The sequence below is a fragment of the Bradyrhizobium genosp. SA-4 str. CB756 genome (assembly GCF_000473125.1).
GTDB lineage: Bacteria > Pseudomonadota > Alphaproteobacteria > Rhizobiales > Xanthobacteraceae > Bradyrhizobium > Bradyrhizobium arachidis.
Window position 1 is genome coordinate 3,626,413 of the sequence record NZ_KI421499.1, and the last position, 20,892, is coordinate 3,647,304.

The following is a 20,892-nucleotide window of genomic DNA, read 5'->3' on the forward strand; positions in this document are numbered from 1 at the left end:
CTCACTCGCGCCGCAGCAGCACGAACTTGTCCGCCGGCAATGTCAGATCCAGCGTCTCGCCCAGCGAGAGCTTCTCCAGCGAGCGAATCCAGAGCCGGGCACCGCCATCGAGCGCGATCTCGGCCTCCTGCTCGCGGCCGAGATATTCGACGAGCTCGACCCTGCCGCGCACGGCATTGACGCCATCGGCAACCTTGCCGAGACGCACGTCCTCCGGCCGGATCGCCAGCACGGCCTGCTCGCCCGGGCGGAAGCCGTCCCTCGCCTTCGCCCGCAACATCTGTCCCCTGAAACCGGCTTCGACCGTTCCGTCCGCCGCCATGCCGAGCGTCACGTCGAGAAAATTTCGAAAGCCCATGAAATCCGCCACGAAGACGTTCTTCGGCCGGTCATGGATCTCCTGCGGCGTGCCCACCTGCATGAGCACGCCTTCGCGCAGCACGACGATCCGATCGGAAAGCGAGAGCGCTTCAGCCTGATCATGGGTGACATAGATCGAGGTCAGGCCGAGGCGCGCGTGCAGCTGCTTGATCTCGGCACGCATCTCGACACGGAGCTTGGCGTCGAGGTTGGACAGCGGCTCGTCGAACAGCATCAACCGAGGATGCAGCACCAGTGCGCGCGCGATGGCGACGCGCTGCTGCTGCCCGCCCGAGAGCTGGCCGGGATAGCGGTCTTCATAGCCGGTAAGACGCACCAGACCCAGCATTTCGCGCACGCGCTGGTCTATTTCCGCAGAGGGGCGCTTCTGCAATGAGAGGCCGAACGCGACGTTGCCGAACACGGTCAGATGCGGAAACAGCGCGTAATTCTGGAACACCATGCCGAAGCCGCGTTTTTCGGCTGGCACGTCGTCGATCCGCTGTCCGTTGAGGCGGATCTCGCCGTCGCTTGGCGGCACGAGCCCCGCGATGATGCCGAGCGCCGTGGACTTTCCGCACCCGCTGGGCCCAAGAAAGGTGACGAACTCGCGGCCACCGATCTCCAGCGGAAAGCGGTCGAGCACGACCTTGCCGCCATAGCGCTTGGTGATCGACATCTCGAGTCTATCGATGGAATCGGCCATTCCCTGCCCCGCATACGCGCGCGAGGGCCGCACTTCGCGTGCCCTCGCGTTTTGGTCCCTGTTCTTGTTATTTCTTGACCTGGTCGGCGCCGACCTCGCGGTCCCACCGTTCCATCGCGTAGCTCAGTTCGGTCACGCCGAGCGGAGGCGACACTTTCCACTTGGTGCCGATCTGATCGTACTCAGGACGCCAGAACTCCTTCACCTCGTCCTGGATGTCCTTGGGCGCCGATGCCAGGGTCGCGGCCTTCACGACTGGTCCGATGAAAGCCTTCCAGGTGAGCGCCTGCTGCTCCGGCTTCCACATGAACTTCATGAGGTCGACGATGATGTCGACTTGCTCCTGCGGAACGCCCTTCGGGATGCACCAATAGTGGCCGTCGACCACGAACGTGGTGTTCTCAAGGATCGCGATCTTCGAATCCGGCGGGATCACGCTTTGCGCGCGGGGCTTCATGTCCCATTCCATGATCCCGGCGATCATCCAGCGCTGTCCCTGCGCGAACTCCTTCAGGGTGATCGCGGTGCCGGTCGGATAATACTCGACGGACTTGCCGAGCTCCTTCAGAAAATCCCAGCTCTTGTCCCAGCCCTTCTCGGGATCGAGTGGCTTGGAATCCCCGAGAATGAAGGCAAAGCCCTGCAACATCGCGCGGCCCGGCCCGCTGTTCGCCGGGCGGGCATACATGAACTTGCCCGGGTTGGCCTTCACCCACGACAGCAAGTCCTGTGCGGTCTTCGGCGGGCTCGGCACCTTGGCGGGATTGTAGATCAGCACCGGACCGCCGGCATTGCCGACGGACGGAATGAGAAAGCCCTTGCCCTCGTCGTAAAGCGCCTTGCCCGCATCGGTGAGGCCGTCGCGCGGAAAACTCTTCTGATAGTCGGGGATCGCAATGAGCTGGCCGTTCTGGGCGAGCAGCGAGCCGCCGTCCTGCCCGGTCAGCACCAGATTGATATCGAGGCGTCCGGCATCCTGCTGCGCCTTGATCTTGGCCGGAAGCTCCGGCGCCGGCGCACGCTGGATCTTGATCTCGCTGACCTTGTCCGGATTGGCCTTCTTGTAATTCTCGATGATGGGCTGCACCGAGGCGAGGTCGCCGCCGGTATCGATGATCGAAAGACTGATCGGAGCGGCAAGAGCTCCGCTGCAAAAAGCTGCTCCCATCAAGGCGGCGGCCATCAAGGTCGCGGACCTCATCCTCATTCTCGCCTCCCACGCGCTTTATTTCTTGTTCAACTTGTTATTTATTTGTAAGGCGAGCATCGACGAAATTGCAGCCGTTTGTCAAGCGACCCGTTCCGTCGAGAATTGCTGCTGGGGCCGCGCGCCTCGGTGCACCGGTTGAGATGTTAAAAACTTGTCTGGCGGAGCCGGAGTTGAAAAAGCCTGCGATCAAATCCGCGGAGTTGCCGCTCTCCTCCTCGACCGGACGATTGAGCGACCGGATCTACGACCACGTGCTGGGGCAGATCGCGATCGGCATCCTTCCCGTGAACTGCCGGCTGCCGCCGGAAAACGGCCTTGCTGAACTTCTCGGCGTCTCGCGCCCCGTCGTTCGCGAAGCCTTGACGCGACTGCGCGATGACGGGCTGATCGCATCGCGCCAGGGCGCGGGCTGGTTCGTGACGCGGCGCCCGGCCGCCAATGCCTTCGATTTCGCGCCCGTCAGCAGCATCCCGGACATCCAGCGCTGCTTCGTGTTCCGGATGGCCGTCGAGGGCGATGCTGCCGCGCTCGCCGCGCGCAATCGGGACAGGCAAGCTCTCCGCCGGATCCAGCAGGTCCTGACCAAGCTCGACACCATGGTCGCGCAAGGCCGCGAGGGCGGCCTCGGTGTCGAGGAGGACCTGCTGTTCCATCGCACCATTGCCGAGGCGAGCGGCAACCGGTTCTTTGTCGAGACGCTGGCCTCGCTGCGGGAGCAGATTGCGATCGGCGTCAGCCTGAACCGCAACCTCTCGCTCATTCAGCCGCGCGGCCGCATCCTCAGAGGCCAGCAGGAGCACCGCCGCGTGTTCGAGGCCATCGAGGCTGAAGATGAAGAAGGCGCGCGCCGCGCCATGCGCACGCATATCGAGAACGCGCGAAAGCGTATCTTCGAGGGCGGCTGATCGCCGCGCGAACTCCGATCGCGACGATCTCAGATCGTCACCACGATCTCAGATTGTCACTACGATCTCAGATCGTCACTACGATCTTCCCGAACTGGGCGTTCGACTCCAGGAAGCGATGCGCCTCGACGATGTCCTCGAAGCGGAACGTTCTGGCGATGATCGGGTTCAGCGAGCCATCCGACAGCCCGTCGAGGATGAACGCCTTTGCCCGCGCAAGGCGCATGGGGTCTCGGATGACCTCGTGGACGAGATAGCCGCGCAACACCAGGCTCTTGGTCAACACGTGGAAGAGCGGAAATGGCGTGGGCTCGGGGCTCAGCCCGCCGTACTCGATCAAGATGCCGCCCGGCGCCATCGCCGCGGTCAGCGGCTCGAAGGCGGGACCGCCGACCGCGTCAAAGACCGCACGGACCCCATTTGATCCGGCGATCGCCGCGAGCCGCACTCCGACGTCCTCCTCGTCCGAGACGATCACGTGAGCGGCGCCCGCATCGCGCAAGGCGCGCCGCTTGGCCGAGGTCCGCGTCAGCGCGACCGGGATAGCGCCGATCCGGTTTGCGATCTGGATGGCCGCAAGCCCGACGCTGCTAGATGCGGCCGTGATGGCGACGACGTCGCCTCGCAAGAGTCCGGCGATGTCGACCAGCGCGCCGTAGGCCGTCAGATACTGCATCCACATCGCAGCCGCCGTCTCGAAGCCGAGCTCGGGCGGATGCTTCACGACGAGTTCGGCCGGGAATGTCGCGAGCTCGGCATAGGCCGGCCATCGCACCATCGACAGCGGCGGCACGATGCTGACGATGTCGCCCGGCACGAAGCCGATCACGTCGTCCCCGATGGCCTCGACGATGCCCGCCGCCTCCAGTCCGAGCCCCGATGGGAACACCGCGCTCTCGATATAGGTCCCTCTCCGCAACAGCGCTTCCGCACGGTTGAGGCCGAGTGCCTTGACCCGGATCTGAACTTCACCCCTTGCCGGCGGCGGAACGTCGACGGTCTCAATGCGCAGCACCTCAGGGCCGCCATGATGATGAAAGCGAACGACGCGAGCCATGGGCACACTCCAAAACAGTTGAACTGAATGGAGCTATGCCGACCCCGCGAAAGCAGATAAATCGCCTCCACGAGCGAACAGTCGAAACCAGGAGTTTTCAATCATGGACCGCCTGACCAGCATGGCCGTGTTCGTTCGGGCCGTCGACCTCGGCTCGTTCGCCGCTGCGGCCGACGCCTTGGAGATGTCTGGGCCGATGGTCGGCAAGCATGTGCGATTCCTCGAAGAGCGCTTGGGCACCCGCCTCCTCAACCGCACCACCCGGCGGCAGAGCCTGACCGAGGCCGGCCAGGCCTATTACGAGCGCTGCCGTGCCGTGCTCAGCGAGGCCGAAGCCGCCGATGCCGCCGTTGCCAATGACTTGTCCGAGCCGCGCGGCAGGCTACGCGTGACCATGCCGGCCCTGCTGGGACGGCACTGCATCGCACCGCTCTTGATGAAGCTCGCGCGGAAATATCCGCATCTCGAGCTCGACCTTTCGTTCGGCGATCCGATCGCCGACCTCGTCGAGGCCGGCTACGATCTTGCGATCCGCACCGGCGATCTCGACGACCAGTCCGGCCTGATCACGCGCCGCATCGGGGGCCAGCGCATGGTGGTATGCGGCGCGCGCTCGTATTTGCGTGCCAACGGCAGGCCGAAATCGATCGACGACCTCGCCGCGCACCAGGCGATCATCTACCGCCGCTCCGGACGCGTGCGGCCGTGGCTGTTTCCACAAGAGGGCCAACCTCCACGCGAGATCATGCCGTCAGGCCGGCTGAGGCTGGACGATATGGAAGCGATCGCCGATGCCGCCGCGCAGGGCATGGGGCTCGCCTGGCTGCCTTTTTGGCTGGTCCGCGAACGCCTCAACACCGGCGCGCTGGTCGGCCTGTTCGCGGGCCAGAGCGAATTCCTCTACGACTGCCACGCGCTGTGGCCCCGTTCGCCCCGACTGGCCCCAAAAGTCCGTGTCGCCGTGGACATGCTCGCTGCGGCCTTGCCGAAGCTCATGGCGTGACGCGCGCCCAAAGCCCCCGTTTACCTCTCGTCCACCATCTGGCCCGGCCCGCCGCCGGTAACCACGAGAATTAACAGACCGTCAACGCACCCCCGACAAATCTATCAATGTTTCTGGAGATTTCGCCGTGGATCTGTTGGTTTTCGAGTTCCTGGGACTGGCCCTGGTCGCCATGTGCGTCGTCGTGGTGGCGCTGCCCTGCGCCCGCAAATCCTCGCACCGGATCCGCTACGAATAGGAATTTTCCGCGGAAAGGGCCGATTCCGGCCCGATGCAGGGCTCGAATTCTCTTAGAGCCCCTTGACATCACAGCACTTTCGGCAGAACGGCTGATGGCACGTGTCATGGGCCGTTCATGGATTTAATTACCACCACCGCTGACCTCGCGGCTGCCTGCAGCCGCCTCGCCAAGCACCCCGTTATAACAGTCGATACCGAGTTCCTGCGCGAGACCACCTATTACCCGCTGCTGTGCGTGGTGCAGATGGCCAGCGCCGAGGAGGCCGTGGTCATCGACACCCTGGCCGAGGGCATCGACCTCAAGCCGTTCTTCGAGCTGATGGCCAATGAGAGCGTGCTGAAGGTGTTCCATGCCGCCCGCCAGGACATCGAGATCATCTGGCATCAGGCCAATATCATCCCGCACCCGGTGTTCGACACCCAGGTCGCCGCCATGGTGCTGGGCTACGGCGACAGCATTGCCTACGACCAGCTGGTCGAGAAGGTCACCGGCCACCGGCCGGACAAGACCCACCGCTTCACCGACTGGTCGCGCCGGCCGCTCAGCAAGGAGCAGATGCATTACGCGGTGTCCGACGTCACGCATTTGCGCGACGTCTTCGCTGCGCTCGACGCCGACCTGAAGAAGCGCCGCCGCAGCGAATGGGTCTCGATCGAGATGGAGGTTCTGACCTCGCCCCGCACCTACGACTTCCACCCCGAGCGCGCCTGGGAGCGGCTGAAGACGCGCGTGCGCAAGCCGAAGGACCTCGCCGTCCTGATGGAGGTCGCGGCATGGCGCGAGCAGGAGGCGCAGAGCCGCGACGTGCCGCGCGGGCGCGTGCTGCGGGATGAAGCCATCAGCGACATCGCCACCCACGCGCCGAACACGCTGGAGAAGCTCGCCCATCTGCGCTCGGTGCCGAAGGGTTTTGAGAAATCCAAATGGGGCGCGGACATCGTCGCCGCGGTCGAGCGTGGCCTGGCGCGGGATTTCTCGATGCTGCCGAAGCTGGAGAAGCCGCGCAACAACAATAACGGCGCGGCGATCGTCGAGCTCTTGAAGGTGCTGCTGCGCATGACCGCGGAGCGCCATGCGGTCGCCAGCAAGGTGATCGCCACCGTCGACGATCTCGAGGAGATCGCAGCCAGCGACGAGGCCGACGTCCCCGCCTTGCGCGGCTGGCGCCGCGAGCTGTTCGGCGAGGCCGCCTTGAGGCTCAAGCGCGGCGAGCTGGCGCTGGCGATCGAGAAGGGTCGCGTGGTCGGGGTTCAGCGGGCGTAGCGGTCAGCCGCAACACTCACACGGTCATCCTGAGGTGCGAGCTGCGCGTAGCGCGGCGAGCCTCGAGGGATGAGCGGCCCCCGCTGCAGCCGGGCCGTCGCCCTTCGAGGGCCGCTGAAGAAGCGGCCACCTCAGGGTGACGGAGTTAGACTTGATCGCGAGCCGAAACGCGAGCCCTACGCCGGCGTCAGCTTCGCCACTTCGCCCTTCATATCCTCCAGCACGCCGGAGATCGCAGCGACCAGCTCGTCGATCTGGCCCTTCGTGGTGATCAGCGGCGGGCAGATCGCGATGGCGTCCAGCATGTTGCGGGAGATCACGCCGCGCTCCTGGAGCATGCGGCTGGCAATGCCGCCGACCGCGCCGGGCGTCGCCGCTGCGGTCTTGCGGCCCTTGTCCAGCACGAGCTCGAGCGCTGCGATCATGCCGACGCCGCGGACCTCACCGACCAGCGGATGGCTGACGAGCTCGCGTAGGCGGCCCTGCATGTAGCCGCCGAGCTCGGCGGCATGCGCGACCAGGCCGCGCTCCTCAATGATCTTGAGATTTTCAAGCGCGATCGCCGAGCCGACCGGATGGCCGCCCGCGGTGAAGCCGTGGCCGAGCACGCCGATCTTGTTGCTCTCGTCCGCGATCGGCTCGAACATGCGGTCGTTCATGATGATCGCCGAGAGCGGGAAGTAGCTCGAAGTGATCTGCTTGGAGACCACGATTGCATCCGGCTTAATGCCGTAGGTCTCGCAGCCGAACATCTTGCCGGTGCGGCCGAAGCCGCAGATCACTTCATCCGCGACCAGCAGGATGTCGTACTTCTTCAGGACGGCCTGGATCTTGTCCCAATAGGTCGCCGGCGGCACGATGACGCCGCCCGCGCCCATCACCGGCTCGCCGAAGAAGGCTGCGATCGTGTCCGGCCCTTCCTTCTGGATCAGCGCGTCGAGCTCCTCGGCCCGGCGCGTCGCGAACGCCTCCTCGCTCTCGCCGGGCGCGCCGTCCTTGTAGAAGTGCGGCGAGCCGGTGTGCAGGATATTCGGCAGCGGCAGGTCGAACGAGCGGTGGTTGTTCGGCAGGCCCGTGAGGCTGGCCGAGGCAATGGTGACGCCGTGATAGGCGCGCATCCGGCTGATGATCTTCTTGCGCTGCGGCTGGCCGAGCGCATTGGAGCGATAGGCGATCAGCTTGAGGACGGTGTCATTGGCTTCCGAGCCGGAATTGGTGAAGAACACCTTGCTCATCGGCACAGGCGCGAGCGCGACCAGCTTCTCGGCGAGATCGATCGAGGGCCCGTGCGATTTGGCGGAGAAGGTGTGGTAGAACGGCAGCGCCTGCATCTGCTTGTGCGCGGCCTCGACCAGCCGCTTCTCGTTGAAGCCGAGCCCGACGCTCCAGAGGCCCGCCATCGCCTCGAAATAGCGCTTGCCCGCCGCATCGAACACGTAGGGGCCCTCGCCGCGCTCGATCACCAGGGGACCGGCCTGCTGATGGGTGCGCGCATTGGTGTAGGGATGGAGCTGGTAGGCCACATCCCGGGCCTCTTGCGAATTGGGCAGCATGGACATTTGCGTGCTTCCTCAACGGTGCGTCACTGGCGTGATGACGCAGACCAGTGCAAGCGATGAGCTTGTCCAAAGAAAGCGTCGACATCTTGGCTATTGCGGCAGGCCGCAACTTGCAACGTCATTTCGTTGGCAACCGGCGCACATGAGCGTTGCAGGAAAGCAGGCACATCGGCAGCCGGCACGTCCCCTCGCCTAGCCCCGCCGCGCCAGGACGAAAGCCGCAGCTGCCGCGATCAGCGCCGGGACGGCTGCGGCGCCGAACAGCGGCTGCGGTCCCATGTCGCGGGCCAGCATCAGGCCGCCGATCAGAGGCCCCAGGATTGAACCAATGCGGCCGATACCGAGGGCCCATCCCACGCCGGTCGATCTGATCGCCGTCGGATAGAAGGTCGCCGTCAGCGCGTTCGAGGCGATCTGTCCTCCGACGATGCAGAAGCCCGACGCGAAGATGGCAATCGTGACCAGAACGATCGAATGACTTGCCATGCCGACGGCCGCGACTGCGACCGCGGCGACCAAATAGGTCAGCGCCAACGCGCGAAACGAGAAGCGATCAATGAAATGACCGAGCGTGAAAGTGCCGACGACGCCGCCGACCTGCAGCATCGCGCCGATCGCGGCCGCCGCCGAAACCGAGACTCCGAGGTCGTTCAGCACCGTGGGGAGCCAGTTCGACAGGAGGTAAAGGTCGAGCAGGCTCATGAAGAAGACGATCCAGAGCAGAAGCGTCACCGATCCGCGTCCTTCTGCAAACAGATGCGCAACAGGCAGTCCCGTGAGCCTGGGCTCCTGCACGACGAACCTGGCACTCGCCGGGAACGAGGTGCCCGGGACCACCTTCTGGAGCAGGTCAGCCACCTCCCGGTCGCGGCCGCCGATCATCGCCAGGAAGCGGATCGACTCCGGCAACGCCTTGAACAGGAAAGGAAGCAGCAGCAGCGGCCCGAGGCCGCCGACGAGAAACACCGAACGCCAGCCGAAGGCCGGAATCAGCGCGGCCGCCAGCAACCCGCCCAGCGCCGCACCAATCGAAAAACCTGCGAACATGATCATCACGAGCGTGGCGCGGCGGCGATGCGGGCTGAATTCGGAGGTCAGGGCAACGGCGTTGGGCATCGCACCGCCAAGCCCGAGGCCGGTCAGGACGCGCAACGCGATCAGCCAGGTCGTGTCCGTTGCGAACACCGTGAGCAACGTCCCGATGCCGAACACCAGCGTACTCGAAAGGATGATGCGCCGGCGGCCGATCCTGTCGGCCATTGGCCCGAAGACGAGGGCACCGATCATGAGGCCCAAAAGCCCCGCGCTGAACACAGGTCCAAGGCTCCCGCGTGCCAGCTTCCATTCCTGCGCGACCGCCGGGGCGACGTAGCCGATGGCCTGGGTGTCGAAACCGTCGATGAACAGCACGGCGGCGCAGACCAGCAGAACCCGGATCTGAAAGGCTCCAACCGGCTGAGCATCGACAAAGGCGGGAACGTCGATCGCGTCGATCGTGCCTGGCCCGACCTCATCTGCAGCTGTCACAGCCATGCCAAACCCCTCCCCGGCAGCCCATGCACTATTATTCTTCTCAAAATCTCTTATAATGAGATTATTACGAAGGCAAGTCATGCAGGTACCGCCGTTTTGCGGCCCGCGCGAATGCGGTAACACGGCGAACACGCGAAGCTGGATCTAGCCCCACTTGGTCAAAGCAAACAGTCAGGATCGAGTCCTTGCCGTGCTCGATCTCTTCACGGAGGCACGGCCGCAATGGTCGCCGGACGAGCTCATGAAGGAGCTCGGCTACACCAGGCCGACATTGTACCGCTATCTGAAGAGCCTGAAGGAGAGCGGGTTCGTCATGCCGATGCGCGGCGGGCGGTTCGCACTCGGCCCGCGCGTGGTCGAGATGGATTATCTCAGCCGCCGTTCCGATCCGCTGATCGCGGCCGCCACGCCGCATCTGGAACGCCTGTCGGCCATGCATCCCTGCACCGCCCTGGTCGTGCGGTGGTACGGCGAAAAGATGCTGTGCGTAGCCTCGATCGCGTCCGCGGTGAATCCCGTGAGCAGCTATCCGCGCGGCCGGCCGATGGCGATGGGACGCGGCGCGATCGCACGCTCGATCATGGCCTTTCTGCCCAGGCAACGCGTGATGCCGCTCGTGACGCGCTACGCGGCCGATCTGCGCAGCGTCGGTGCCGGCAGCACGCCGGACGAAATTCTGGCAACCCTGAAGCGTGTGCGCCGCGCCGGCGTCGCTGTCGCCTTCGGCGAAGTGACGCCGGGCGCGATTGGGATAGCGGCCCCGATCCTCGATGCAAGTTACCCGGTCGCCAGCCTCTGCATCACGATCGCGGGCCAGGATACTAAAGGCGAGTTGATCGATCGCATCAGCGCCGAGGTCCGGGAAGCCGCCCGGCAGATATCCTTGATGACCGACACCAGCCAAGAATAATCTCATTATACGAGATTTTACTTGACGCGTTTCCTGGGGCGTCCCATGTGGACGGACGATCGCGCCTCGCGCGATGACAACCTGGGGAAACGATGTGAGGCAGGTTTCAGCGGACAGTGACGCGCCCGTCGTGGTCGTCGGCGGCGGACCAGTCGGGATGGGCCTGGCGATCGGCCTCGGCCTGCGCGGAATCAAAACCATCGTGATCGAGCGCCACGAACAGCCGCAACCGATCCCAAAGGGTCAGAACCTCACCCAGAGAACGATGGAGCATTTCCATTTCTGGGGCGCCGAAAGCGCCCTGCGCGAAGCTCGCACCATTCCTCCCGATTACGGCATCGGCGGAATGACCAGCTATGGCACGCTGCTCAGCGGCTACAATTACAATTGGCTGCAGCGCGAACTCGTCCGCCCGTTCTATTTCACCGACAACGAACGCCTGCCGCAATACGCAACCGAAGCCGTGTTGCGGCAACGCGCGGCACAGCTCTCCTCCATCGACCTGCGATACGGCTGGACCTGCCGGGACGTCCGGCCCGACGCCGACGGCGTAAGTCTCGACATCGAGCATCGCGACGGCACGAAACAGAGCCTGCGCGCCGACTACGTCGTCGGCTGCGATGGCAGCCGATCGATCGTGCGCGAACGCGCAGGCATTACGCAGACCCGCTCCGACCACGATCGGCTGATGGTGCTACTGGTGTTCCGCTCCGTCGAATTGCATCGGCTGCTTGCGGCCTTTCCGGGCAAGTCGTTTTACAGCGTGCTGCATCCGGAGCTCGAGGGCTATTGGAAGTTCTTCGGCCGGGTCGATCTCGGCAGCACCTGGTTCTTTCACGCCCCAGTTCCCGCAGATACCACGGCCGACAATTTCGATTTCCGCCGCCTCTTGCACGATGCCGCGGGCGCTGAATTCGACGTCGAATTCGAGCACATCGGATTCTGGGATCTACGCTTCACGCTCGCCGACAGCTATCGTGCGGACCGCGTCTTCATCGCGGGAGATGCAGCGCACAGCCATCCGCCCTATGGCGGCTACGGGATCAATACCGGCTTCGAAGACGCCGTGAATCTGGCGTGGAAGCTCGCCGCCAAGCTGCAAGGCTGGGCGCCCGCCGGTCTGCTCGACAGCTATGATGCGGAGCGGCGGCCGGTGTTTGCGTCCACCGCGCGTGACTTCATCGAGACGCCGATCTTCCGCGACCGTGATTTTCTTCGCCGGCATGATCCGGCGCGAGATCGCAGCGATTTCGAGGCCGCCTGGCACGGGCGCCACTCCGGCGCGCGCGCCGAGGTCAACGCCTTCGAGCCGAACTACGAGGGGTCATCGATCGTCTTCGGCCCGGCTGGAGCTATCTGCAGCGCGATCGGCTCGCATGCCTATCCTGCGCGCGCAGGTCACCATCTCACCCCGCAGCCCCTGTCGTCAGGCAAGAACGTGTTCGAGGAACTGGGTAGCGGGTTCACCCTGATCAACCTCGCGGACGGCACAACTGCGACAGCATTCGAGCAAGCCGCAGGACGACTTCACATTCCGCTGAAGGTGATCAAGGACACCGCCTCTGGCGGACGGGAGCAATACGCGGCGCGGCAAATCCTGGTCCGCCCCGATCAGTTCGTCGCCTATGCGGGCGACGGCGACGGCACCGAGGCGTCTTACATCCTGCAACGCGCTGTCGGCGGCGCGTGACGAGGCAAACCTCAAGCCGCGCTGTCGTCATCCCCGTCGTCGGCGGCAACGGCTTCCCTCACCTCGACGAGTGCCATCGAGAGCAGATCGACCGTCGTCGGCAGGCCAAGCCGGCGCGCCCGCTCGGCCGCCCGCGACAGATCGCTCGCCAGCTCCTTGAGCTCTTCTCCCGGTGACAATGTCTGACCCCATCCGCCGATCGCGGCCGCCTACACCGCAACGGCGCCGCTGGTTCTGATCAGTTCGGCGCTGAAATGAATTGTAGCAAAATTTCCAACGACATTCACTACCGCCTGCTTGTAGGCGTCCGCATCGCCCGTGCCCGCCTGCCGACAGGCTACGGCATCGCCGATCACCTGATAGCGGTGGCTACGGTGAAACCCGTCGATGGCGGTGGCCAGGATGGTTTCGTCGAGCGAAAAGCCGATCAGGATGCAGCGCACATTGCGGATATTGGACATGTAGTCCACAAATCGCGAGGAGCTGTAGGCCGAGGGTAGCGGGTGCTCGAACGTCATCTCGCCCGGCCGTGGCTTCGCTTCCTCGATCCAATCGGTCAGCCTGGATGACGGATTGAACCAGGCCGCCTGCGCGATCCGCTTCAGATGCATCACCGGCTGGAGATTGTTGCGCCACAGCGCCAGCAGCTCCAGGCAGCGCGCCGTGGCGGCATCGCCATCGCGGATGAGATGGCGTCGCCCGGGGGTCAGATATTCGACCTGGAGATCCGCGCAGATCAGGATCGGCGGATCATCGTCAAGAAAGACCGGCATAATCTTGCGCGTAGCTGCACCAGTTTCATCGATCAGCGAGTGCGAGGTCCCGCAGCGGCGAAGTCACCGCCCGCCCCGCGGATGCGTCGAGCACGCCCGGGCGATCCCAATCGCCCTCGGGGCGGATGATCACATAGGGATCGCTCTCCAGCGTGATGGCATCCGGTCCCGGCTCGATCTCCAGCAGCATCTCCGTGTAGGAGAAATCGGAGAAGGTGATCTTGCGATTGTGGCCGAGCGGCTTGGCGCCGAAATGGGCCCAGAAATCGACCAGCCGGTCCTGCGCCTGGCCGTAGATCTTGCGGAACCCCTTGCGCTTCACATAGTCGACGCTGGCCTGCACCAGCTTGAACGAGACCCGCGAGCGTCGATATTGGTGCCGCACCGCGAGCCGCTCCACCTTAGCGAAATCGCCGAAGAAGCGAACCCGCAGGCATCCCGCGGGCTCGTTGCCGACATAGCCGATGAAATGCGCGGCAACCATGTCGTTGCCGTCGAACTCCTCCTCGAACGGACAATCCTGCTCGGCGAGATAGACCGCGGAGCGGATCGCCGTGACCAGCATGAGATCGTTCGGGTCGCGCGCGAGGCGGATGGTGATGGCGCGGGAGTCGGGCTTGGCGAGAGGAATCCTAGTACCGTGCATCTGCAAAACTCCTTGCGTGAATGATCGCGGCCGGCATGCGCATCGGCTGCCTGTGCCAGGGACGCTGGTAGCACCAGAGGTCGGGTTGGAAGCTTGGGACAGGCTCGAATCCTGTCGCCCTCATGATGCCGCGGCCGGCCACGGTTGACGGCTGCGCATAGCAATCGGCGCTGCGAAACCTTAGCTGTCGCAGATGAGCCGCGGCCTTGCCGAGACCGGCGATGCCACGACCACTCGCCGCGATCGCCCAGATGTAGATGGCAGCAACGTCCTGCCTTGGCGCGGCGAGATAGTGCGTCTCGGGCGCGGTCAGGCAGATCTCGTCGAGCAGCAGCGCATCGTGCCCGCGCTCGCTCAGGAACAGGAAGGCCATGCCGCCGAGCAGCTTGCCCTTGCGGCTGAACGTCAGGATGCTCTGAGGATCGAAGGTGAGATATTTCGCGAGCTCGGCCGCGCCAATCTCTACGCCTGGCACCAGCCGATGCGCCATTTCCGAAAGCGCCGCAATTTCGGAAAATTGCGCGCAACGGACATCGACGTCCGGGCTTTGCGGCAGCGCATCGAAATCATGCCTTGCGGCAAACGAGCCCCTTTCCATACTCATGTCGTCCCACTATCGTTCGAAGCCTTCAGCGCCCCGCTACGACATTGAGCTTAGCGGTTGGGGATCAGGAGTATGCAGCAGTTATTGCACCGGGGTGCTGCGATGATGCAGCACCGTGAAGAAGCCCTGGATGCATCCTGGGACGATTTGAAGCTGTTTTTAGCGTGCGCAAAATATAAAAGTTTTCGCAACGCGGCCGAGGAGCTCGGGCTCACCTCGACCACCCTGATGCGCAGGATCGATCGGCTCGAAGAGAGCATCGGCTGCAAGCTGTTCCTGCGCGACCAGAGCGGGCTGACGCTCAGCGACGAAGGCACCGCGATGATCGCCGACGTTGCGCACATGGAGCGCCACGCCTTCAACGTCTTCCGCCGCGCCTCGCGCTCGTCGAACGACACCGCGGGCACCGTGCGCGTCGCGGTGACGGAAGGCCCCGGCAATTTCTGGATCCTGCCGCGGCTGATCGACTTCCAGAAGACCTATCACAAGATCACCGTCGACCTGCGCTGCGCGATGGAGCAGGCCGACGTCGCGCGGCTCGAATCCGATATCGCGATCCAGCTCGAGCCGCCGACCAATCCCGATCTGATCGTCACCAAGCTCGGCCGCCTCCACATCTATCCCTTCGTCTCCAGGGAATACGAGACCCTCTACGGCCTGCCGGCAACGCTCGCCGATTTGAAGAACCATCGCATCGTCAAACAGACCGCCCCGCAAATCGACGACGGCGCCTATGCCCGCATTCTCGGGCTGACGTCGCTCGAAGGTATCGTCGGGATCAAGACCAATTCATCCGTCGGGGCGCTCTATGCGGTCGAACGCGGCGCCGGCATCGGCTTCCTGCCGACCGTGTCGATCGCGCTCGGCGCGCCGCTCGTCGCCGTCGATCTCGGCGTCAGCCACCACGCCGATCTCTGGCTCACTTATCACAGGGAGTTCCGCAGTTCCGAACGCCACAAGATCGTGGTCGACTGGCTGAAGAGGATCTTCGATCCCAGGACCTATCCCTGCTTCCGCGACGAGTTCATCCACCCGAACGCGCTGGTGCCGATGATGACGGCCGTGCGCGAAGGGTTTGGACTGAGCGGTTACGTCGCGGCGACGCCGACGTAGAGCATGATGCGGAAAAGTGCGTAGCGGTTTTCCGGAAAGATCATGCTCAAAAAGCGCGATGGTGATTCATCTTCATCCCATCGCGTTTTAGACGCCAGCGGGATCCAGCTTACCAACGATATTCGAAGCCGGCCGTGCCCTGGTGCGACGTCAGCTCGTTGCGGAACTTTCCGTCGTAATTGACGTAGAGCCGCGCCGTGTTGGTCAGGCTGAGCGAGGCCGAGGCGCCGGCATCCATGCCGTAACGGCTCTCGCCGATGCCGGGCACGACGATGCTCTGGGTCCCCAGGCTGACCTGAATCGATCCGAGGTCCTGGTGGAAATTGTCGACGAACTTGCCGTAGGCGGACAGGTCCAGGATCTTCTGGTCGAGGATGAAGTAGCGGCCGATCTCGGCGCCGATCATGACGCGCGCGCGTGAGAGGGTGGTGGAACCGACGTTGAGCGGATCAAGGCCGCCGGCCTCCTGGAATGCCGCGCTGGTGGCGCGCACATATTCGACCGCGCCCTTGGGCACGATGCGCATCTGGTCCTTGGTCCAGTAGTAGCTGATCTCGGTCAGGGCGCCGTCGACCGCGGCGCGATAGCCCGCGGTCGCAAGGCCGAAGCCGGTATCCCGGCTGGAGTGGACCTTGCCGAAGCCGTGCACCAGCGCGAAGGCCCAGGTCCATGGTCCCTTGTCGACCGAGCCGTTGAAGCCGAGCTGCGTCAGGTCAAGCGTTGCGGACTGCAGCGCAAGCGGCACGTCGATGTCGGTGTGGCTCTGGTCGACCGAGAAGCCGAGATTGACGCCAGGCGCAACCCGTGCGCCGAAGCCGGCAACGCCGCCGAAGGTCTTGCGCTTGTCGCCGACGAAGTCGCCTTGCGCATCGGTGCGAACCGAGATGCCGTAGCCCTCGAACCAGGTGCGGTAGCGCGGATCTTCCGTGCTCGCCGACGCGCCGCCGCCACCTGGATTGGTGCGGAAGGCGCGGTTGAAACCGCCCGAGGCCTGGTTGCCGAGCCGCTCCAGAAAGCCCGAGCCGAGATCGAGCGCGGCGTTGCCGGCGGATTGGTCGTCATTGGCCGACGTTGGCGATGGCGTCGGAGGCGGCGGCCGTCTCTGCGCCAAGGCGGGCGTCGCGGCCACGGTCAGGCCAATCGTCACCACAATTGCCATGACAAATGTGGTGACGATTGCCTTGGCGCGCGGGAGCATGGGCATACCACCGCTCCCCTCCAACCGGATCGCCCGCCGTGTCCCCGAGAGCTGCGACGTGCAGCGCATAACGACAAAATCCCAAAGCGAAAAGCGACGCGCAAAAATGCAACACGCGCCACGCTGCATGCGACGATTTGCGCTGAACTGCAACGGTGGGTCAATCGGGTGCAGGGCGCGAGCAGGAGTGATTGCCCCGGATTGTGGTTCCGCTGCCACAGGTTCGAAATAGCGGCTGCAGATAGCCGGACCGCTCTTGAAAATCGCGCGCGGCTTGCTAACGGGCGATTTTCATGTTGCAATATTCGACACAATCGGAATTGGCCGCTCGGCTGTGCGTTTCGCGACATTGAGACTCAAGACTCGAACAGACTTCCGGAAGCCCGTTTGTGGCGTGGCACGCGAAACAGCGGCCGCGTCTTTTTTGTATCTAGTGGAGGAGACTGAGGATGCCGCAAAAGGGCACCGTCAAATGGTTCAACCCGACCAAGGGCTATGGGTTCATCAAGCCGAACGGCGGCGACAAGGACGTGTTCGTCCACATCTCCGCCGTCGAGCGCGCCGGACTTTCGACACTCAATGAGAACCAGGTGGTTGAATACGACCTCGTGGAGAACCGCGGCAAATCATCCGCGGAGAACCTCAAGGTCTCCTGATGTCTCTCAAGCCTAGCGCGAGAGATCATGACGTTGCCCCCGGCTCTGCCGGGGGATTTCGTTTGTGACGACGACTCGCGCTTCAGCCCACCACAGGCGCAACCAGAAAATTCTCCGACGCAGAGCTTCCCGCCGTCCTGCACACATCGCCCTCGATCTGGACCTTGCCAGTTGCGAGCAGCCGCAGCGCTTCGGGATAGATGCGGTGCTCGACTTCGAGGATGCGCTCCGACAGCGTGTCGGCGGTGTCGTGGTCGCTGACGGGCACCGCGCCCTGCATCACGATCGGGCCGGCATCGGTCTCGGGGATCACGAAGTGCACCGTCGCGCCGGACAATTTCACTCCGGCGCGCAAGGCCTGGCCGTGCGGATCAAGGCCGGGGAACGACGGCAGCAGCGATGGATGGATGTTGAGCATCCGCCCGTACCAGGCCTTGGTGAACTCGGCCGTGAACAGGCGCATGAAGCCGCCGAGACAGATCAGCTCGATGCCATGCTGGTCGAGCGCTGCCTGCAGCACATTCTCGAAGCCGGCGCGGTCCTTGCCGAACGGCTTGCTCTCGATCACCAGCGTGTTCACGCCGGCCGCCTTGGCCCGTTCGAGCCCGAGGGCGTCGGCCTTGTTCGAGATGACGAGCGCGATCTCCGCAGGGAAATCCGGCGCGCTGGCGGCCCTGATCAGTGCGGACATGTTGGAGCCGCGGCCGGAGATCAGGATGGCGACGCGGCGCTTCATCACAGCGCCAGGTCGAGATGGCCGTTATAGACGACGCGATGCTCGCCCTCGGCCGGGATCACGGTGCCGAGCTGCGCCACGGTCTCGCCGGCATCGGCGAAGACCCGCACGACCTCCTCGACCTTGTCGGGCTCGACGATCGCGATCATGCCAATGCCGCAGTTGAAGGTGCGCAGCATTTCGAGTTCGGCGATGCCGGCCTGGTGCGCCAGCCATTTGAACACCGGCAGCACCGGAAGGCGCGCGAGGTCGATGCCGACGCCGAGATGGCTCGGCAGCACGCGCGGAATGTTGTCGGTGAAACCGCCGCCGGTGATGTGGGCGAGCCCCTTCACCGCGCCGGTCTCGCGGATCGCGCGCAGGCAGGATTTGACATAGAGCTTCGTGGGCGTCAGCAGCGCGCCGCCGAGCGTCATCACCGGTGCGAACGGAGCCGGCGCCTCGAAGCCGAGGCCGGATTGTTCCACGATCTTGCGCACCAGCGAGAAGCCGTTGGAGTGCACGCCCGACGAGGCAAGGCCGATCACGGCGTCCCCCGCGGCGATATCCTTGCGCGGCAGCAGCGTACCGCGCTCGGCGGCGCCGACGGCAAAACCGCCGAGGTCGTAATCGCCATCCTTGTAGAGGCCGGGCATCTCGGCGGTCTCGCCGCCGATCAGGGCGCAGCCGGATTCCCGGCAGCCTTCGGCGACACCCGCGACGATCGAGGCCGTGGCCTCCGGATCGAGCTTGCCGCAGGCGAAATAGTCGAGGAAAAACAGCGGCTCGGCGCCCTGCACCACGAGGTCGTTGACGCTCATGGCGACGAGGTCGATGCCGATGCCGCCATGCAGGCCGGTCTCGATCGCGATCTTGACCTTGGTTCCGACGCCGTCGGTGGCGGCGACCAGGACCGGGTCCTTGAAACCGGCCGCCTTGAGGTCGAATAGGCCGCCGAAACCGCCAATCTCGGCGTCGGCGCCGGGCCGCGCGGTGGCGCGCACCATCGGCTTGATCAGGTCGACCAAGCGGTTGCCCGCGTCGATATCGACGCCTGAATCGGCGTAAGTGAGGCCGTTTTTGCGGTCGGTCATGCCCGATTTCCAGTGGGTTTGCGGCTGGTTACGTCGAATTCCGGGGACGCGCAATGGCAAGCGTGGCGCCCCGCCCTATACTATGTAGAGATATCAACCGGTTCAGCCTCCCTGGGGGCCGGATTCGAGGTCAGACCGGGTGCCGGGAAGCGCCGCGTGAGTATTCCGAACATCATTACCCTGGGCCGCATCATGCTGGTCCCGATCATCGTCTGGGCCATCGTGTCGAGCCAAATGGAGGTGGCATTCGCCGTCTTCCTGATTGCCGGCATCAGCGACGCCGTCGACGGCTTCCTGGCCAAGCGCTTCAACATGACGAGCGAGCTTGGCGCCCTGCTCGACCCGCTCGCCGACAAGGCGCTGCTGGTGTCGATCTACCTCGCGCTCGGCATCTGGGGCGACATCCCGCGCTGGATCGTGATCCTGGTGGTGTCGCGCGACATCATGATCGTCGCAGCGGTGATCGTATCCTGGCTGTTCGACAAGCCCGTCGAGATGAAGCCGTCGAAAGTATCCAAGCTAAACACAGCGGCCCAGGTGTCCTACGCAGCGCTGGTGCTGGCCGCCCTTGCCTTCGGCTTCAAGCCAGCGCCCTATGATATCATCCTGATGGGTCTCGTCACGGTCTTCACGCTCTCCTCGGTGTCGCTCTATCTCGTCGAGTGGCTGCGGCACATGAGCACGATCGAGGCCAAGTGAGTTGGGATCTGTGAGTTGACGACTTTTCGGTGAGGGACTTGGCCCCGCAACAGGCCAACTCCCGCTCGATGAAGTCGAATCTCGTCAAACACGGCCGGCACGCCGGCATGGAGCAAAGCAAGCGTGGCAGGCCGCGTTCATCCCCGACAATTGGCGTTTTCGCTTCCGCATGCGGAGAGCCTCAGCCGGGACAATTTCCTCGAAGGCCCCGCGAACGCCGCCGGCCTTGCCCTGATCGACAGCTGGCCGGATTGGTCGAACCGGATCATGTGGCTGGCCGGTCCCGAAGGCAGCGGCAAAAGCCATCTCGCCGCGATCTGGGCCGAAGAGGCCGGCGCCCGCTCGACCACGGCCAATGCGTTGACCGCCGCAGGCGTCCCGGGCGCGCTCGCCACTGGCGCGCTGGTGGTCGAGGATCTCAAGGCCGGGGATTTTGACGAACGCGCCCTCTTCCATCTGATGAACCTCGCCCGTGAGGACGGTGCCTACATCCTCTTCACCGGACGCGACGTGCCGGCATCGCTCGAGATCGAGCTGCGCGACCTGCGCTCGCGCCTGCGTGCGGTGCCCGTGATCTCGCTGCTGCCTCCCGACGACCAGCTCTTCCGCGGCCTGATCGTCAAGTTCTGCGCCGACCGCCAGCTCACGATGGACGAGAGCATCGTCAGCTACCTCGCCACCCGCCTGGAGCGGTCCTCGGCGGCCGCCCGACAGGCCGTAGAGCTGCTCGACAGCGAGGCCCTCCGGCTCGGCCGTCCCGTCACACGGGCGCTGGCCGCCGAGCTGCTGCGGGACGCCTGAGCGCCGCTCGGGCGCCCTTTGCCGCTCTTTGCCGCTCTTGCTCCCCTTGTCGCCCTTGGCCGCTTGACGCGGCGCGACGGCGGAACATCAATGTCATCGAAACGTCATCGCACTAACACATGCTCCCGCCGGTTTTTGCGCATAAGTCGCAAGGTG

21 protein-coding genes are annotated in these 20,892 nt (G+C 64.5%); 9 read left to right on the forward strand and 12 right to left on the reverse strand.

Going from position 1 to position 20,892, the window contains the following annotated elements; all coding sequences use genetic code 11:
• Position 1 precedes the first annotated feature (1 nt).
• Both BRAGE_RS0117935 and BRAGE_RS0117940 read right to left on the reverse strand, forming a co-directional pair.
• Positions 2–1,066 carry an ABC transporter ATP-binding protein gene (locus BRAGE_RS0117935; RefSeq protein WP_027557632.1) on the reverse strand — a complete coding sequence of 355 codons (1,065 nt, stop codon included), beginning with the start codon at positions 1,064–1,066 and terminating at the stop codon, positions 2–4.
• A gap of 67 nt (positions 1,067–1,133) precedes the next feature.
• Positions 1,134–2,273 carry an ABC transporter substrate-binding protein gene (locus BRAGE_RS0117940; protein ID WP_063617159.1) on the reverse strand — a complete coding sequence of 380 codons (1,140 nt, stop codon included), beginning with the start codon at positions 2,271–2,273 and terminating at the stop codon, positions 1,134–1,136.
• 173 nt (positions 2,274–2,446) lie between these two features.
• Here BRAGE_RS0117940 and BRAGE_RS0117945 point away from each other — a divergent pair, with 173 nt between their 5' ends.
• The gene (locus BRAGE_RS0117945) at positions 2,447–3,181 is read left to right on the forward strand and encodes a FadR/GntR family transcriptional regulator (protein ID WP_051377929.1); all 735 of its coding nucleotides are present in this window, start codon (positions 2,447–2,449) and stop codon (positions 3,179–3,181) included.
• A 67-nt stretch (positions 3,182–3,248) separates the two neighbouring features.
• Here BRAGE_RS0117945 and BRAGE_RS0117950 read toward each other — a convergent pair whose 3' ends face one another.
• Positions 3,249–4,238 (reverse strand): zinc-dependent alcohol dehydrogenase family protein, encoded by a 990-nt coding sequence (locus BRAGE_RS0117950; protein ID WP_027557629.1) that lies wholly within the window; start codon positions 4,236–4,238, stop codon positions 3,249–3,251.
• Positions 4,239–4,341: 103 nt separating this feature from the next.
• Between BRAGE_RS0117950 and BRAGE_RS0117955 the strand changes: the two genes are divergently transcribed.
• Together BRAGE_RS0117955 and rnd are read left to right on the forward strand one after the other, a co-directional pair.
• Positions 4,342–5,241, forward strand: a complete 900-nt coding sequence (locus BRAGE_RS0117955) for a LysR family transcriptional regulator (protein WP_027557628.1) — start codon at positions 4,342–4,344, stop codon at positions 5,239–5,241.
• A 355-nt stretch (positions 5,242–5,596) separates the two neighbouring features.
• The gene (gene rnd / locus BRAGE_RS0117965; protein ID WP_027557627.1) at positions 5,597–6,745 is read left to right on the forward strand and encodes a ribonuclease D; all 1,149 of its coding nucleotides are present in this window, start codon (positions 5,597–5,599) and stop codon (positions 6,743–6,745) included.
• A 176-nt stretch (positions 6,746–6,921) separates the two neighbouring features.
• On the opposite strand, the gene BRAGE_RS0117970 is transcribed toward rnd, so the two are convergent.
• Both BRAGE_RS0117970 and BRAGE_RS0117975 read right to left on the reverse strand, forming a co-directional pair.
• Entirely contained in the window at positions 6,922–8,304 is a 1,383-nt protein-coding gene (locus BRAGE_RS0117970) for an aspartate aminotransferase family protein (RefSeq protein ID WP_027557626.1), read from the reverse strand.
• Positions 8,305–8,496: 192 nt separating this feature from the next.
• The gene (locus BRAGE_RS0117975; protein ID WP_051377931.1) at positions 8,497–9,837 is read right to left on the reverse strand and encodes an MFS transporter; all 1,341 of its coding nucleotides are present in this window, start codon (positions 9,835–9,837) and stop codon (positions 8,497–8,499) included.
• A 154-nt stretch (positions 9,838–9,991) separates the two neighbouring features.
• On the opposite strand from BRAGE_RS0117975, the gene BRAGE_RS0117980 reads away from it, so the two are divergent.
• Together BRAGE_RS0117980 and BRAGE_RS0117985 are read left to right on the forward strand one after the other, a co-directional pair.
• Positions 9,992–10,747, forward strand: a complete 756-nt coding sequence (locus BRAGE_RS0117980) for an IclR family transcriptional regulator (RefSeq protein WP_027557624.1) — start codon at positions 9,992–9,994, stop codon at positions 10,745–10,747.
• A gap of 94 nt (positions 10,748–10,841) precedes the next feature.
• A complete protein-coding gene (locus BRAGE_RS0117985) occupies positions 10,842–12,437 on the forward strand; it encodes an FAD-dependent monooxygenase (RefSeq protein ID WP_027557623.1) in 1,596 nt (531 codons plus the stop codon).
• A gap of 11 nt (positions 12,438–12,448) precedes the next feature.
• Here BRAGE_RS0117985 and BRAGE_RS55920 read toward each other — a convergent pair whose 3' ends face one another.
• Genes BRAGE_RS55920 through BRAGE_RS0118005 form a run of 4 tightly spaced genes read right to left on the reverse strand, consistent with a single transcriptional unit; the run spans position 12,449 to position 14,460 of the window.
• Complete coding sequence (locus BRAGE_RS55920; protein ID WP_167336513.1) at positions 12,449–12,616, reverse strand: hypothetical protein; 168 nt, start codon at positions 12,614–12,616, stop codon at positions 12,449–12,451.
• A 30-nt stretch (positions 12,617–12,646) separates the two neighbouring features.
• A complete protein-coding gene (locus BRAGE_RS0117995) occupies positions 12,647–13,210 on the reverse strand; it encodes an isochorismatase family protein (protein ID WP_027557622.1) in 564 nt (187 codons plus the stop codon).
• Between the two features lie 25 nt (positions 13,211–13,235).
• The gene (locus tag BRAGE_RS0118000) at positions 13,236–13,856 is read right to left on the reverse strand and encodes a GNAT family N-acetyltransferase (protein WP_027557621.1); all 621 of its coding nucleotides are present in this window, start codon (positions 13,854–13,856) and stop codon (positions 13,236–13,238) included.
• A complete protein-coding gene (locus BRAGE_RS0118005) occupies positions 13,843–14,460 on the reverse strand; it encodes a hypothetical protein (protein ID WP_027557620.1) in 618 nt (205 codons plus the stop codon). The genes BRAGE_RS0118000 and BRAGE_RS0118005 overlap by 14 nt, the downstream gene beginning before the upstream one ends.
• A 72-nt stretch (positions 14,461–14,532) precedes the next feature.
• Between BRAGE_RS0118005 and BRAGE_RS0118010 the strand changes: the two genes are divergently transcribed.
• Positions 14,533–15,573 carry a LysR family transcriptional regulator gene (locus tag BRAGE_RS0118010; protein WP_027557619.1) on the forward strand — a complete coding sequence of 347 codons (1,041 nt, stop codon included), beginning with the start codon at positions 14,533–14,535 and terminating at the stop codon, positions 15,571–15,573.
• A 109-nt stretch (positions 15,574–15,682) separates the two neighbouring features.
• On the opposite strand, the gene BRAGE_RS0118015 is transcribed toward BRAGE_RS0118010, so the two are convergent.
• The gene (locus tag BRAGE_RS0118015) at positions 15,683–16,732 is read right to left on the reverse strand and encodes an autotransporter outer membrane beta-barrel domain-containing protein (RefSeq protein WP_430640402.1); all 1,050 of its coding nucleotides are present in this window, start codon (positions 16,730–16,732) and stop codon (positions 15,683–15,685) included.
• Between the two features lie 488 nt (positions 16,733–17,220).
• Between BRAGE_RS0118015 and BRAGE_RS0118020 the strand changes: the two genes are divergently transcribed.
• Complete coding sequence (locus BRAGE_RS0118020) at positions 17,221–17,427, forward strand: cold-shock protein (RefSeq protein ID WP_008551638.1); 207 nt, start codon at positions 17,221–17,223, stop codon at positions 17,425–17,427.
• 82 nt (positions 17,428–17,509) lie between these two features.
• Here the strand turns inward: BRAGE_RS0118020 and purN are convergent, their stop codons facing one another.
• On the reverse strand, positions 17,510–18,163 hold the full coding sequence (purN, locus tag BRAGE_RS0118025; RefSeq protein ID WP_027557617.1) for a phosphoribosylglycinamide formyltransferase: 654 nt from the start codon (positions 18,161–18,163) through the stop codon (positions 17,510–17,512).
• Entirely contained in the window at positions 18,163–19,236 is a 1,074-nt protein-coding gene (gene purM / locus BRAGE_RS0118030; RefSeq protein ID WP_027557616.1) for a phosphoribosylformylglycinamidine cyclo-ligase, read from the reverse strand. The genes purN and purM overlap by 1 nt, the downstream gene beginning before the upstream one ends.
• Positions 19,237–19,392: 156 nt before the next feature.
• Between purM and BRAGE_RS0118035 the strand changes: the two genes are divergently transcribed.
• Both BRAGE_RS0118035 and BRAGE_RS0118040 read left to right on the forward strand, forming a co-directional pair.
• Positions 19,393–19,935, forward strand: a complete 543-nt coding sequence (locus tag BRAGE_RS0118035) for a CDP-alcohol phosphatidyltransferase family protein (RefSeq protein WP_027557615.1) — start codon at positions 19,393–19,395, stop codon at positions 19,933–19,935.
• A 123-nt stretch (positions 19,936–20,058) separates the two neighbouring features.
• Positions 20,059–20,736, forward strand: a complete 678-nt coding sequence (locus tag BRAGE_RS0118040) for a DnaA ATPase domain-containing protein (RefSeq protein WP_027557614.1) — start codon at positions 20,059–20,061, stop codon at positions 20,734–20,736.
• Positions 20,737–20,892: the final 156 nt, after the last annotated feature.

Coding starts and splice junctions, on each gene's coding strand:
- BRAGE_RS0117935 (WP_027557632.1), bottom strand. CDS start 1,066: ATGGCCGATTCCATCGATAGACTCGAGATGTCGATCACCAAGCGCTAT.
- BRAGE_RS0117940 (WP_063617159.1), bottom strand. CDS start 2,273: ATGAGGATGAGGTCCGCGACCTTGATGGCCGCCGCCTTGATGGGAGCA.
- BRAGE_RS0117950 (WP_027557629.1), bottom strand. CDS start 4,238: ATGGCTCGCGTCGTTCGCTTTCATCATCATGGCGGCCCTGAGGTGCTG.
- BRAGE_RS0117955 (WP_027557628.1), top strand. CDS start 4,342: ATGGACCGCCTGACCAGCATGGCCGTGTTCGTTCGGGCCGTCGACCTC.
- rnd (WP_027557627.1), top strand. CDS start 5,597: ATGGATTTAATTACCACCACCGCTGACCTCGCGGCTGCCTGCAGCCGC.
- BRAGE_RS0117970 (WP_027557626.1), bottom strand. CDS start 8,304: ATGTCCATGCTGCCCAATTCGCAAGAGGCCCGGGATGTGGCCTACCAG.
- BRAGE_RS0117975 (WP_051377931.1), bottom strand. CDS start 9,837: ATGGCTGTGACAGCTGCAGATGAGGTCGGGCCAGGCACGATCGACGCG.
- BRAGE_RS0117995 (WP_027557622.1), bottom strand. CDS start 13,210: ATGCCGGTCTTTCTTGACGATGATCCGCCGATCCTGATCTGCGCGGAT.
- BRAGE_RS0118000 (WP_027557621.1), bottom strand. CDS start 13,856: ATGCACGGTACTAGGATTCCTCTCGCCAAGCCCGACTCCCGCGCCATC.
- BRAGE_RS0118005 (WP_027557620.1), bottom strand. CDS start 14,460: ATGAGTATGGAAAGGGGCTCGTTTGCCGCAAGGCATGATTTCGATGCG.
- BRAGE_RS0118010 (WP_027557619.1), top strand. CDS start 14,533: ATGCAGCAGTTATTGCACCGGGGTGCTGCGATGATGCAGCACCGTGAA.
- BRAGE_RS0118015 (WP_430640402.1), bottom strand. CDS start 16,732: ATGGCAATTGTGGTGACGATTGGCCTGACCGTGGCCGCGACGCCCGCC.
- BRAGE_RS0118020 (WP_008551638.1), top strand. CDS start 17,221: ATGCCGCAAAAGGGCACCGTCAAATGGTTCAACCCGACCAAGGGCTAT.
- purN (WP_027557617.1), bottom strand. CDS start 18,163: ATGAAGCGCCGCGTCGCCATCCTGATCTCCGGCCGCGGCTCCAACATG.
- purM (WP_027557616.1), bottom strand. CDS start 19,236: ATGACCGACCGCAAAAACGGCCTCACTTACGCCGATTCAGGCGTCGAT.